Source organism: Syntrophomonas sp. (assembly GCF_028707975.1).
Lineage (GTDB): Bacteria > Bacillota > Syntrophomonadia > Syntrophomonadales > Syntrophomonadaceae > Syntrophomonas.
Map to the genome: position 1 here is coordinate 1 of NZ_JAQVZX010000012.1, position 12659 is coordinate 12659.

Consider the following 12659-nt stretch of genomic DNA (forward strand, 5'->3'; position numbering starts at 1 on the left):
ATTAGACAATCCATTCCCGAATTATCACCACATAGCCTCATTTTTTCATCTTGGAAAAATGATCTTAATCGGTTATTTGAAAGTAAGAAACTTATAAGTGACTATCGGGCTTCAGGTCAGGGCAATAATGGGCAGAAATTGTTACACAAAAGCCCTTTGATAAGAGCTTTAAGTTATAGTCGCAACGGTTTTTTTGGCAGAGGGACAGACTTATTTTTGTTGGTTTACGTAGCAGAACAAACTGATTCTAATGTAGTTTCTATCCCTGACAGATTTGGCATTAGACAACAGATTGAAAAAGAAAAAGAGCGGGATAAATATACTGGCGATAGAAATGGTGAGACGGAAGAACCGGAGAAAAATGACTAGGATACAATTCGAGGTTGAAATACTAAAGATCTCAGTTTTGGAATGCTATGATGAATGGAGGGTAGCATTTTATGGGTAATCAGGCTAAAGGACGATCTAAGATCACTACAAGGAAAACTAGGCGGTTTGCATCAAATAGTTTAGGTGGTCAGGGATTAGATTCTCATATGTTTATAGAGGATTTATATTTGGGGATAGTGCCAATTCAACCACTCAACACATTATATGAAGTAAAGTTAGAGCCTTACAATAAAGAGATAGAAAATATACTTATAAGAGCATTTCCTTCGTATTATGGTGAATCTAGAGATTTAATTGCAGCAATATTTGGATTTATACAAGATACTGCAAATATGCTGGCTTATTCTGGATATGCTTATTATGAAATTGTGTATGAACGTAGCAGTTTACAATCTAAGCCGGATAGATTTTATTTAGAAAGCATTCCGTCACTTTCGCTTCACAAATTTTGCAATAAATATATACAAATAATTCCTAAAGAAGCCATTAAATTTTCGGAATCTAAACGTCTTATTATGATTCCGTCACACGATATTGTTGCTATATCAATACCCAAGGAATTAGGGGGGCCTATAAAATATGGTAAATTATTAAAGCAAATGAATTTATTAAGCAAACTCCCCCCTGAGTTTTCCATTCAAGAGATGGCATTTAATACTAGAAAAATAGGATTTGATTTTACGGAGTATCAAAAAAGAATAGAGATAACAAAGGCTAAAACAACCAGTACATTTGGCTGGAACTCAAGACTTTTATGGAAAGAGGAGTGTCTTGAGTTTTATCTGTTCTATCGGCATCTGATTTTCGAAAGATCTCAAGCTATATTAAGAAATTGTATTCTCGAAGCAATAAATGAAACGTTGTATCGTACTGGTCAGCAAATGGGGTTTTGTGCAAAAATGATAGTAACTGGCCTTCCTATGGTTCAAGATATTAATAAGGATATTGAAGATTTGCTTTCTGGAGAATTATCATTTGAGGATGCTGCCAGGGTAGGTTTATATAGTTAACTTGATTTGTAGTTTAGATCTAATACAGCTCGTGGTATTAATAATATTTCTTCAATCGTGGTGAAATGATGCTTTCCATAGAAGAGTACATAGCCCGAAGGAAAAAGGAAGACAGGCTTGATGAATATGACGTGAACCAGCGGGCAGATAATCTGAAAAACTGCGTTAATTATGTATTTGAGTATTTTAACAATTATTTGAACATTACTGAAGCTGAGGAAAAGACAGCCTTGAAAGAAGAAAAATTGGAGAAATATAGACAACAGTTGCTAGATTATGAACCTGATGTTCGAGAATGGCTTGTTCGGATATACTCGGAGTACGGAAAACAAATGAACCGAATGGTTGGGAATATCTTAAAACAGGATGAGTTTTTTCTATTGTATGAATCGGACAGTGAATTCCGCAGTCTATCTTATGATTGTTATGCAAAACTGGTAAAGAAACACCCGTTATTGAAAGATCAAACGGAATTGCTCTACCAGCTTATAAAAGATCATCATCGCAGCCTTAGTCAACGTAGTTACATAATGGATTTCCCATTCATTTCGGAAGAATTGAATGAATGGATTGAAAAAGCTTGGGCAAAGTATCATGTTAATGTAGTGGCTTTTGCCCATGATTGGGTTATTAACTTTGCCAAATTCTTGGCCAGCAACGCATAGGATAAAAAGCCAGAATTCGTGGCAGAAGTACGATTATGATTATAAACAAAAGAGTAATCTTTTTAACCTTGATTCCCTGTATAGAAAAATACCCAAGAAATCCTTCACAAGAGGGAGAAAACAAGAATTTGAAATACTAATGATGTATTATTGGCTTCACAGTATTTGCGGTGATGATGATAATTATTGGCCAGAATATCTGGAGAAAGTACTGCCAAGTTTAAAGTGACCAGGAGTATTCTAGATAATCTTAAGATGAACTTAGATAAACTTAAGATGAAGTGCAAGGTGGTAGATGCCAATAATTCGGTAATTTGCGGATGGAGTTTTACTAAGCTTAGTAAAAATGAAATTCATTTAGTAATACTTTAGATAAGTTTAGGATAAAAATAATGCGTTGACTCAATGATTCTGGGAATGCGTCATTACTAAAATGCGAAATGAGGAGGGCGAGGAATGTATGAAGAAGGGGATAATTTCCAAAAAGGTGAGCTGCTAATCTATCGGTCGGAAGATGGCAAAACAAAAGTTGATGCTTATTTTGAGGAAGATACCGTTTGGCTAAGTCAATCTGCTATGGCTACGCTGTTTCAAAAAACTTCGCAAAACATAACTCAGCATATAAAGAACATTTATTCCGATGGCGAATTAGATGAAGTTTCAACTTGTAAGACATTCTTACAAGTTCAAAATGAAGGCGGCAGAAGCATAAAACGGAATATTAAATATTATAACCTTTCAATTATATTAGCTGTTGGATACAGGGTCCGTTCCCATCGGGGCAACCAATTCAGGAACTGGGCCAGCGAAGTTCTGACTGAGTATATGAAAAAGGGCTTTGTCATGAATGATGACCGGCTGAAGAACCCTAAAAAATTCGGCGCTGATTACTTTGACGAGCTTCTGGAACGTATTCGCGATATTCGTGCTTCCGAAAAACGTTTCTATCAAAAAGTGCAGGATATCTACGCACTTTCGGTCGACTATGATCCTAAAGTTGACCTTACCCGGGAGTTTTTTGCTACCGTTCAGAATAAGCTGCATTATTCTGTTCATGGACGTACGGCTGCGGAGTTAATCGTGGAGAGGGCAGATGCTTTCAAGGACAATATGGGGCTAAGTACGTATGAGGGCAGCAAAGTAAGAAAAAGTGATGTCACGATTGCCAAGAACTATTTAAATCAGGAAGAGATTACGGCATTAAACCGTATTGTCACCATGTATTTGGATTATGCTGAAGATATGGCCAGACAGCAGATCCCCATGTATATGAAAGATTGGGTAGAAGCTCTGGATAATTTTTTGAAGTTCAACCGACGTGAATTATTAACCCATGCCGGGAAAATATCCCGAGAACTGGCTGAAAAGAAAGCCCATGAACAATATGAGATATACAATCAACACCGAATCAAACAGGCTGATGAAGCAGCTACCGACGAGATAGATGAGCTTGAAAAGTTGAAATGATGATTTCCTTGCTACAAAAACAGTTTCCAGCAAGCTAATATTGGGAGTTTCCCGGATTAGCATTTTGCTACCGAATTGCTACCGAGATATATTTTATTACCTTTTTTCGCTTTAACAGACGGGTATTAATTATTGTATCGAAAAGCCGATGTTTAGGCAATATCTTAGGATTTATTAATTCGCTTTTACTTCCCTTTTTACCCCAATTATTGATTCGTAATCAGCAGGTCGCCGGTTCAAATCCGGCCATCGGCTCCACTAGAAACCAAGGTCTCTCCGTAGCTGGAGGGACTTTTGATTTTGTTGGACGCCTAAATGATGGCCGTTACTTGGTTGTTGAGTATAAAGGCGCATATATTTATGATAGCGAAGATTCCAAAGAAAAGAGACGACTGGGTGAACTATGGGAAACAAAGAGTGGTGGAACGTGCCTCTTCTTGATGCCGACCGGGAAGAATTATGAGGAGATCCGAACGAAACTTAATCAATGTTAGAGAATTAAGTTTGTATTTTGGGGCCATTTGCCCCCCGCCAGGGTAGGCTATAGCTATGTAAAGGTTGGGGTATGTTTATTTATTAAGTCTGGACCTTTCTTTATTTTTAAATTAGGCAGGAGTTTTTATAATAAAGCTAGAAGTAAATAAAAAAAGAGGGCGCTAGACATAGCACCCTATGTATGGATTTGAAATAGGAGCACTGGTACTGCTCCTATTTCTCTTTTCTGACTCCTTTAAAAGGAGTGCCGTCTTGTTTGACATCCATGAATCGACCAGTGGCATCGTTTCTCTTTACATAGGTGTCATTCTTTGGATTAAAGGTCTGGCTACGACCTTTGACTGCCCCAATGCGGAAATTATCACCAGTATTCTTCGCCATCTTTTTAAACCTCCTCTCCAGTTATTCATATTTGAGATTAATTTTTGGTTATCACATCCCAAACATGTTAATAATATTATACAAATATAAAGATTGAATATCAATACTATGTAAACTATAATTAACATTAAGGAGGGATAAGAGGTGAATATTGCCGAAATAATTGGACGTAATATTGATAAGGCGCGGCAAGAAAAAGAAATTAGTCACCAGGAACTTGCACAAATATTAGGAGTGACTCGCCAAACTGTTAGCAAGTATATTAAGGGAGAACAGGCAATTGACAGTGAAAAGCTATTTAAATTAGCCGCTTTCTTTAATAAACCCTTTGATTATTTTATCGAAGAAAATGAAGATGAAGTCTTGCGCGTGATGTTTAGGGCTGATTTTCCTGATGACAACTTTACGGATGAGCTAAGAGCTGTAATTCAAGATAGACTTCAAAAACAATGGGAAGTATTAAGCCTTGCTGGACAGGATATGATTTCTTTCTTGCCGCCACAGTACAAATTAAAACTATCTGGTAAGAAAAATTTAACTGATAAGGAAAAAGAAGAAATTGAAAGGGTGGCCTTGGAGCAAAGACAGCAGGTACTAGACAATTGTGGACATCAGGATATATACGAGTGCTTTGAAGCATTCGGTATACAGGTTATTGCACAACCTTTTCACAACTCAAACATTTTTGGACTTTCAGGTTATTCAGACGAACATGGTGCATTCATTATCATAAATGATGATGATATTATTCCGGAAGAGCGCAAGATTTTTACCTTAATTCATGAATATGGGCATTTAGTTTTCCACAGGGAAGAATATGGAAATAATGCAGGAAGCCATTTTACTGCTCGTTCTGATCCGCGGGAAAAAATGGCTGATCACTTTGCGGGATGTTTTTTGGCACCACGATATCAAGTTCAGCATTGGTATAAGCGTATAGGTAACCGGGCAACTTTAACTGATCTGATTGAGTTTAAAAAGGAGCTTGGTATTAGTTTGCAAGCTCTAGTAATGACTCTAAAAAACTATGGTTTTTTTGATTCATCACAGGTAAGTAGATTTTATAAGATTATTAACTCAAGAGGTGGAAAAAAGAAGGAGCCAAATCCAATATCTGCAATAGAAAAGAATAAAACTTATTACATCTTAGTTAGAAATCTTTTTATGAGTGATGCAATATCCACCGGCCGTATTGCAGAACTATTGGGGATTTCTATGAAAGACGCAAGAAAACAGGCATCTTCATGGATGGAAGAATTTGAAACGTAGACCCAAATCCAAGAAGTTGCTTGGGAAGCCGGTGGTTGTCGATGCTAACGTTATTATTGATTTAAAAGAATTAGCATTATACTAGCCGAAGCAGATGAAACACCGCTCGCAACTTAGAACCCTAGACAATAAAACTAGTGCCCATTCGGTGCCCAAATTTACATTTTAGGGCACCAAATGGACTTTTATTAACATCTGACCCAGGGTTAAAAAGCCCGATATTTCCAACTTCTCCTCACGCTTTTAACCACCCCATGCCATTTTTCAGATTCGTAATCAGCAGGTCGCCGGTTCAAATCCGGCCATCGGCTCCAGTAAAAATAGCCGCGTGGTTAAATCCGTTTTTTTGGCCGCCACGCGGTTTTTAGTTTCTGAATAAACTTGTGTAAAAGCGGCCGGGTTGCGTACCTGGCCGCTCACTTGGTTTATGCCGTTGTAGTTACATCCGGGAAGGTTCTCAATAAACGCTAGCCGAAAGGCAGGAGATCAATGCGCAGATGCAGAACTTAGAGGAATGTATCAAGGTTGAGCGGGAAAACTATCACCCCATCAACTTCGCGGCAGTGTTGCACCTGAAATTTGTGTCGATCTATCTTTCATTGATGGGAAAAAATGATATACAAGGAGGCTGCAATTATGAATCGTTATAAATTTTATCATGTCCGCCTATTTTTGATTGTCATTCTCATGCTATCGCTTGTTTTTACAAGTTTTCTTGCAGCTTGCAGCCCAAACGAAAATAAAAGTCTTCTGAAAGAAACAAAAAAATTTGAAGACGGTACGGCATTTAAAACAGATAATGGTGCTTATTGGGTGCTCACCCTAAATGGCAATTGGCGGGAGATGGGGCGCCAATACGGAGGGCTTGTTCAAGATGAATTGCGCGAGTTTTATACAGATATATCAAACGATATTAAAACGCGAGGAATGGATTATAATGAGCAGCTCAAAAATGCAAAAGTTTTAGCCTCAGCTTTTAGCTTGCCCCTTAATGAATTATTGGAGGGGATCGCTGAGACATCAGGGCTAAGCCTGGATGAAGTGTTAATCCTGAATGCCGGTATATCCAGCCTTTCAGGTTTGGCTTTGGGCGGAGAGCCTCCCAGTGCATGCAGCGCTTTAGCTGCCTGGGACAAGTATACACCTAACGGTAATCTTGTATTTGGCAGGAATTGGGACATAGACAGAAAAGCTCTGGAAAAATACATGAAGTATCTGGCAGTAGTTGTTTTCAATCCTGATTCAGGAAATAGCTTTGCCAATATACATCCTCTTGGCAATGTTTACCTTGAAACCGGCATGAACGACCAAGGACTATTTATTGAACTTAATAATGGAGCAGCCTCCGATCCTCAATACATAGAAGACCGTGAAGACACCGTTTCTGTGCTGGTAACGACGCTAAACCAATGCAGTACAATTGATGAAGCATCGGAATATCTATCGGTAATTCCTGCAGATCTTTCCCATATCATTCAGATTGCCGATAAGAAAGAATGCGTATCCGTAGAGAGGGCGACTTTTGGAACTCGTGTGAGAACAGGTGAACAAAAAGGTGTCTTGGCTGCCTACAATAGCTTTGTTCCGCCCTATCCCGCTGAATGGAAAGATAAAGTGGCTGATCCGCCTAAGGTAGAAGATGATCCTCGTTATAATAATCTTATAAATCTTGCCGACTCCAAAGAATTCTTCGGTAAGCTGGACATCAATGGTATGAAGAAACTCATGGATATTGAAGTAAAAAACGGCGGAGCTCTTCACAAAGGCACTGTATATCAGGTAATAGCTGAACCTGAAGAGCTTACTCTGTGGATTCGTGCTTTGGATTATTCCGATTGGCAGCAAATTAATTTAAAGGATTTGTTTGCAAACAGACTCCAACGCCGCCCATAGCTTGATCCCTGTCTCTGCGGAAGTGGAAAAAGTATAAGAAATGCTGTGGCAATAACTTGAGTTAGTGTTTAGCAGCGAATTTCTTCCAGGGAAAACTCTACCGTTTAAGCCTGGACTAGGCCAGACCGGAAGAAGGAAGCACCGGACTGGACAGAGGAAGAAAGGGAAAGGCCATGATATAATTAGGACCACACCCACCGGACACCCTGGCACCTAGAATCTAACTAGGTCTTTATGCAATATGGTATTCCCTTCCAGATTCTCATTGCCGGAGCGTCCGCCTACCCAGATCAAAATCCGGGGGCTATCACTTAGAATTTGAACTTCAAATGCATTAAACATGGGGATAAATTCCGTTTGGATTTTGGAATTGGCGGCAATCGTAAAGGTTTCATCGAATACCTCTTTTTTAGGTTTTGGATCAAGATTAAAGATTCTAACTCTCGCATTGTGCCTCTTTGCTCCGTTATTCAATACCAGTACCCGAATATTATTAATATACTCACAACAACTTATGGGGCCAGTAGTGTAGTTGTATTTGGCCAATTTTGCCATTTTGCCATCTCCCTGAATATTTACAGTATTAGGGTATTCAAAAAGAAACAATTTTGTGTAGTTGTGACCTGTTATATTCGCGACGGGTAAAGAGTAATGAATTTATATGAATGCCTTTTTCTTGACTTGCAGCACCTATTCGCATATTCTTAAATCATAAATACGAAAATCCGAAAGGAAGATATGTGATGCCGAAGGCTGTTATAAATCGGAAAGTGCGGATGCGGGAGAGAGGTCAGTTTACTGTGCCAGTTGAGATTCGGGAGCACCTGGGGCTTAAAGAAGACTCAATTCTCCAGGTTTTAAGTATTGGCCGGGCCATGGTGGTAATTCCTGAAGAAACCATGGTTAATGAACTGGCCCGGCAGGTTGAATATGTTATGAAAAATGAAAACATGAACCTGGAAGAATTACTGTCAAGTTTACGTGAGGGCAGCCATGAATATGAATCCGATTAAAGTATTTCTTGACAGCAGTGTTATTATTGCCGGTCTGGCTTCGGCCAAGGGAGGTTCACGAGAAATACTTAATTTGGCCGAGTTAGGATTTCTAATTCCGGTTATTTCGGAGGAAGTTGTAAGGGAAGTAACGCGTAATATCGAAAGAAAGCTGCCTGCTTGTCTTGCTCATTATTATCACTTGTTTCGTATATTGCCGTTCATAATGGCTGCACCGAGTGAAGAAAGCTTGGCACAGGCAAAGGAATTAATCAACCCTCACGATGCCTTAATTCTTGCATCTGCTCTAAGCTCCAGGGCAGATTGGTTAATCAGTCTGGATAAACACTTCCTGGTGCTGAATAATGAAGAGCTATTCATGAAAACAGGGACGTCAGGAGAATTTCTGGAAAGTGTTTTGCTATAAGCGTCACTACTCCAATTACTTGCAGTTTTCTTGCAGCCACTGAAAAGCTCTGCATGGCTGGAGGGAGTAAATAAACAACGGCGGTTTCCCCTGCCGGTGGGCGGGTAAATCGGGAGGAATTATGTGTATAATATTGTTTGCCTATGATTGTCATCCCCGTTACAAGTTGGTGGTAGCAGCAAACCGGGATGAATTTTACCAGCGTCCCACGGCAGCTGCCGCTTTTTGGCCAGACCATCCCGATATTCTGGCGGGAAGAGATCTGAAGGAAGGTGGTAGCTGGATGGGGATAACCACCAATGGATGTTTTGCTGCTTTGACCAATTACCGGGATCCTTCCAGTTTTAGACCGGAGGCCAGGTCGCGGGGGCACCTGGTTAAAGATTATTTGAACAGTAATCTGGCGCCAAAGACTTATATAGCCGACCTGCTTAACGGAGACAGTGCGTATAACGGTTTCAATCTATTAACGGGAACCAATGAATCAATGTATTACTACTCCAACCGGGAAAGAATTATTCGTAAAATACCAGCTGGTGTTCATGGTTTAAGCAATGCCTTGCTCAATACACCCTGGCCTAAAGTAAGCAAGGGAATAAAGGCACTGGCCCAACTTATACAGCATGATGATATTAAATTCGAGCAATTGTTTGCCGTGATGAGCGATCGGGAATTGCCGGATGACCAGGACTTACCCCAAACCGGTGTTGGCTTGAAAATGGAAAGAATCCTTTCCCCCCTATTTGTCACGAGTCCCGATTATGGTACTTGCTTAACCACGGTAATACTAGTAGAGCGCAATCATAATTTCCAATTCTGGGAGCGTAGTTATATTAATGGACAACCCGATAGCTGGGACGAAGTTTACTACCGCTACCCCTTTTAAAGTGGCGATATATTTCTATAACTCACCTCTTTCCCCCATTTTTTGTTTAATACTCGCTTTCTTCATACTTTTACAGATATTCATAATATAAAGCTATTAATGATTATGCAGTTGACAGTGCGTACCATCTGTATTAGTATTATTAATACAGATGGTGCAGTACGGGGGGTGACTTGCTTGATATGGGTAAAAGTGGATTTTCACTCGGGTGAACCTGTTTATCAACAGATAGCTCAGAGTATGAAGGGGGATATTATTAGTGGGAAATTGAGCCGGGATGAGCTTATCCCTTCCATCAGAGAATTGGCCCGTGATTTAAAAATCAACCCCAATACAGTAGCCCGAGCTTACCGGGAGCTGGAAAACGAAGGATATATTTATTCCCGCCCGGGGGTAGGATACTTTATTAAAGATTCTGATAAAAAAACCATGGAAGAAAAGGCATTAGAAATACTCGCTAAGGAAATGGCCGGAATTGTAAACATCGCCCGCAATTACCAAGTATCCCGCCAGAAATTTACCGAACTCGTAATGCAAAGCATTAATAGTGCATATGGAGGTGATGAATAGCATGCATGCGGTGCAAATAAAAGAACTCTGCAAAAGCTATAAAAACAGCAGCTTTACCCTGCAAATTACTGATTTATCCCTTGAAGCTGGGAGTGTTTTCGGACTTTTAGGTCCTAATGGAGCAGGGAAAACCAGCCTTTTGCAACTGCTTATGGATATAGTCCGTCCGGATAGGGGTTATATTGAGATATTAGGCCACCGGCCTTTTGAAAGAGAAAAGCTGCAGGCTAAAATATCGTATATGCCAGAAAATAAAAACCTTTACCATAATATGACGGTCAAGAAAATGTTGGACTATGCCAGTGGTATAATTCCGGGCTGGGATAATGATAAGGCATTGGAGTTAAAGAATATTTTCCCCCTGGAAGGCAAAAAAAGCATATCCACGCTTTCCTATGGAGAGAAAACCCAGTTTTATGCTATTTTAACCTTTGCCCGTTCAGCCGATTTATTTATCCTGGACGAGCCTACCCGGGGCTTGGACCCAATCATGCAGGAACAAATGCTGCAGCTGATAAAAGAAAAGAGCTGGCAGGGCAAGACTATTATTTTTTCATCTCACCAATTGGGAGAAATAGAAGAAAGCGTTGATTCTTTTGCTATGTTGCGTAAGGGACATATGGTGCTTAATGGTAACCTGGATGACCTGAAAAGCGAACTTTTTCTCTTAAAACTGGAAAAGAGCAAAATTTCCGCTATACCTCCATCGACCCTTGATATTATTGCCACTCACCATCAGCATAAGCAATCTCTTATTCTCTGTCAGGGCGGGATGGAGGCCAGGCAAAAATTGCAGGCTGACTTTGCTTTCCTGAATCCTGAAAATGTAAATATAAAAGATATTTTCTTGTTACTGATGGAAAATGGAGGTGAAGAGGAATGAGTCTCTTGATTAAAGAATTGTGGGATCTACGCTGGCGGGGAACAATATTATTATTTCTTACCTTATTGACAGGTTATTTTGTACTGTCCAATTATGAGTGGTTTAAGACCGTAGCCGATATAGCGCAAATCGAGCAGGGCTTGAAACAGGCCCCGTTTATGAATCAACTTCTCGATATGGAAACACTGAATCAACAGCTTTTAGAACTCTTTAATAATATTGACTTTTATGTCTGGTCACAATGGTTCGGGAAAAACCTTTATCAGTTAATTCTTCTGGCCATTATAATCTTGACTTTCCCTCTTTTTGCCCGGGAAACGGAACAGAATACCAACTATTTTCTCCTGTCCAATCGGACCCGCAAACAGATTTTTCTGAGTAAAATCCTGGCCAGCTTTTTCAGTATTCTTCTGATAATCGCTGCCGGGAGTATTTTGCCGGTTGTTATAGCCTTATTTCATGATTTTAATTTTAGTCTGGAACAAGCCCTGATGTATGGCCTGCAATTAAGTATAAGCTCATTGTTTTTGTATTCGGTGGTAGTTTTTTTCTCTATTATATTCAATGATGTTATTAAGCCTGTCATAGCATCGGTAATTGTATTCATTGCAATAGGCTTAATGGGAAAGATATCTGGAATGCTTTATTTAAACATCTACCGCTATATGACCGGTGTAGATATATTTTTTACTTCTTCAATACAAACAACTGCCATGATAGTAATTTTCATTTTGGCTCTATTTATTCTGATGGGTTCCTGGCATATATTTAAAAATAAAGATTTTTGATTATCAACTAAGGAGATGAATATTATGCTTCTTGTTACTACCGACAATCTTTCGGAATATAAAATAAGCAAAACTCTGGGCCTGGTTCGCGGAAGTTCCATCCGGGCAAAACATCTGGGAAGGGATATTGGAGCTGTTCTAAAATCCCTGGTAGGTGGAGAGTTAAAGGGCTACAGTGAATTACTGGTGGAATCCCGGGAAGAGGCTCTAAATCGTATGATAGAGGCAGCCGAAAAACTAAATGCCGATGCTATTGTAGGAATTCGTTTCAGCAGTTCCCAGATAATGAGTGGGGCCGCAGAAATGCTGGTCTACGGCACCGCCGTAAAAATCGAAAAGTAAAGCTGCAAGCGAAACTCCCATACTCTGCCCGGTTACCCGGTAATGCTGATAACGGGTTAGCAAAACCCAGGATCGGTGGAGCGCAATCATAATTTCCCATTATGGGAGCGTAGATATATAAATGGACAACCCGATAGCTGGGACGAAGTTTACTATATGGGACCAGTCACAAGGACCGTCCCCGTTGCTCCCCGTGGCTGA

General features: G+C 39.8%; 16 protein-coding genes. 14 read left to right on the forward strand and 2 right to left on the reverse strand.

Annotated features, from left to right (window positions below):
• The 4 genes from PHP87_RS02950 to PHP87_RS02965 form a co-directional block, all read left to right on the forward strand.
• Positions 1-369: hypothetical protein (locus PHP87_RS02950; protein WP_299918239.1), on the forward strand; the 369-nt coding region annotated here is incomplete at its 5' end.
• A gap of 71 nt (positions 370-440) precedes the next feature.
• Complete coding sequence (locus tag PHP87_RS02955) at positions 441-1400, forward strand: hypothetical protein (protein ID WP_299918242.1); 960 nt, start codon at positions 441-443, stop codon at positions 1398-1400.
• Positions 1401-1465: 65 nt separating this feature from the next.
• Positions 1466-2065, forward strand: a complete 600-nt coding sequence (locus PHP87_RS02960; RefSeq protein ID WP_299918244.1) for a hypothetical protein — start codon at positions 1466-1468, stop codon at positions 2063-2065.
• 456 nt (positions 2066-2521) lie between these two features.
• Positions 2522-3532, forward strand: coding sequence for a virulence RhuM family protein (locus tag PHP87_RS02965; RefSeq protein WP_299918245.1), 1011 nt, complete (start codon positions 2522-2524; stop codon positions 3530-3532).
• 708 nt (positions 3533-4240) lie between these two features.
• Here PHP87_RS02965 and PHP87_RS02970 read toward each other — a convergent pair.
• The gene (locus tag PHP87_RS02970; RefSeq protein ID WP_299918246.1) at positions 4241-4408 is read right to left on the reverse strand and encodes a hypothetical protein; all 168 of its coding nucleotides are present in this window, start codon (positions 4406-4408) and stop codon (positions 4241-4243) included.
• Positions 4409-4552: 144 nt separating this feature from the next.
• Here PHP87_RS02970 and PHP87_RS02975 point away from each other — a divergent pair, with 144 nt between their 5' ends.
• The 3 genes from PHP87_RS02975 (at position 4553) to PHP87_RS02985 (ending at position 7570) form a co-directional block, all read left to right on the forward strand.
• Positions 4553-5677, forward strand: coding sequence for an XRE family transcriptional regulator (locus PHP87_RS02975; protein ID WP_299918247.1), 1125 nt, complete (start codon positions 4553-4555; stop codon positions 5675-5677).
• Between the two features lie 497 nt (positions 5678-6174).
• Positions 6175-6327, forward strand: a complete 153-nt coding sequence (locus PHP87_RS02980) for a hypothetical protein (RefSeq protein WP_299918249.1) — start codon at positions 6175-6177, stop codon at positions 6325-6327.
• Positions 6314-7570, forward strand: a complete 1257-nt coding sequence (locus tag PHP87_RS02985; protein WP_299918251.1) for a C45 family peptidase — start codon at positions 6314-6316, stop codon at positions 7568-7570. The genes PHP87_RS02980 and PHP87_RS02985 overlap by 14 nt, the downstream gene beginning before the upstream one ends.
• 213 nt (positions 7571-7783) lie before the next feature.
• On the opposite strand, the gene PHP87_RS02990 is transcribed toward PHP87_RS02985, so the two are convergent.
• Positions 7784-8125 carry a hypothetical protein gene (locus PHP87_RS02990; protein WP_299918254.1) on the reverse strand — a complete coding sequence of 114 codons (342 nt, stop codon included), beginning with the start codon at positions 8123-8125 and terminating at the stop codon, positions 7784-7786.
• A 188-nt stretch (positions 8126-8313) separates the two neighbouring features.
• On the opposite strand from PHP87_RS02990, the gene PHP87_RS02995 reads away from it, so the two are divergent.
• The 7 genes from PHP87_RS02995 to PHP87_RS03025 all read left to right on the forward strand — a co-directional run bounded on the left by PHP87_RS02995 (position 8314) and on the right by PHP87_RS03025 (position 12458).
• Positions 8314-8583, forward strand: a complete 270-nt coding sequence (locus PHP87_RS02995; protein WP_299918257.1) for an AbrB/MazE/SpoVT family DNA-binding domain-containing protein — start codon at positions 8314-8316, stop codon at positions 8581-8583.
• The gene (locus PHP87_RS03000) at positions 8570-8989 is read left to right on the forward strand and encodes a putative toxin-antitoxin system toxin component, PIN family (RefSeq protein WP_299918258.1); all 420 of its coding nucleotides are present in this window, start codon (positions 8570-8572) and stop codon (positions 8987-8989) included. Before PHP87_RS02995 ends, PHP87_RS03000 begins: the two co-directional genes overlap by 14 nt.
• Positions 8990-9110: 121 nt before the next feature.
• A complete protein-coding gene (locus tag PHP87_RS03005; RefSeq protein ID WP_299918261.1) occupies positions 9111-9875 on the forward strand; it encodes an NRDE family protein in 765 nt (254 codons plus the stop codon).
• A gap of 177 nt (positions 9876-10052) precedes the next feature.
• Positions 10053-10445, forward strand: coding sequence for a GntR family transcriptional regulator (locus tag PHP87_RS03010; protein WP_299918263.1), 393 nt, complete (start codon positions 10053-10055; stop codon positions 10443-10445).
• A complete protein-coding gene (locus PHP87_RS03015) occupies positions 10438-11328 on the forward strand; it encodes an ABC transporter ATP-binding protein (RefSeq protein WP_299918265.1) in 891 nt (296 codons plus the stop codon). Before PHP87_RS03010 ends, PHP87_RS03015 begins: the two co-directional genes overlap by 8 nt.
• Positions 11325-12116, forward strand: coding sequence for a hypothetical protein (locus PHP87_RS03020; protein WP_299918267.1), 792 nt, complete (start codon positions 11325-11327; stop codon positions 12114-12116). The genes PHP87_RS03015 and PHP87_RS03020 overlap by 4 nt, the downstream gene beginning before the upstream one ends.
• A gap of 24 nt (positions 12117-12140) precedes the next feature.
• The gene (locus PHP87_RS03025; protein ID WP_061213435.1) at positions 12141-12458 is read left to right on the forward strand and encodes a YbjQ family protein; all 318 of its coding nucleotides are present in this window, start codon (positions 12141-12143) and stop codon (positions 12456-12458) included.
• The last annotated feature ends 201 nt before the right edge of the window (positions 12459-12659 follow it).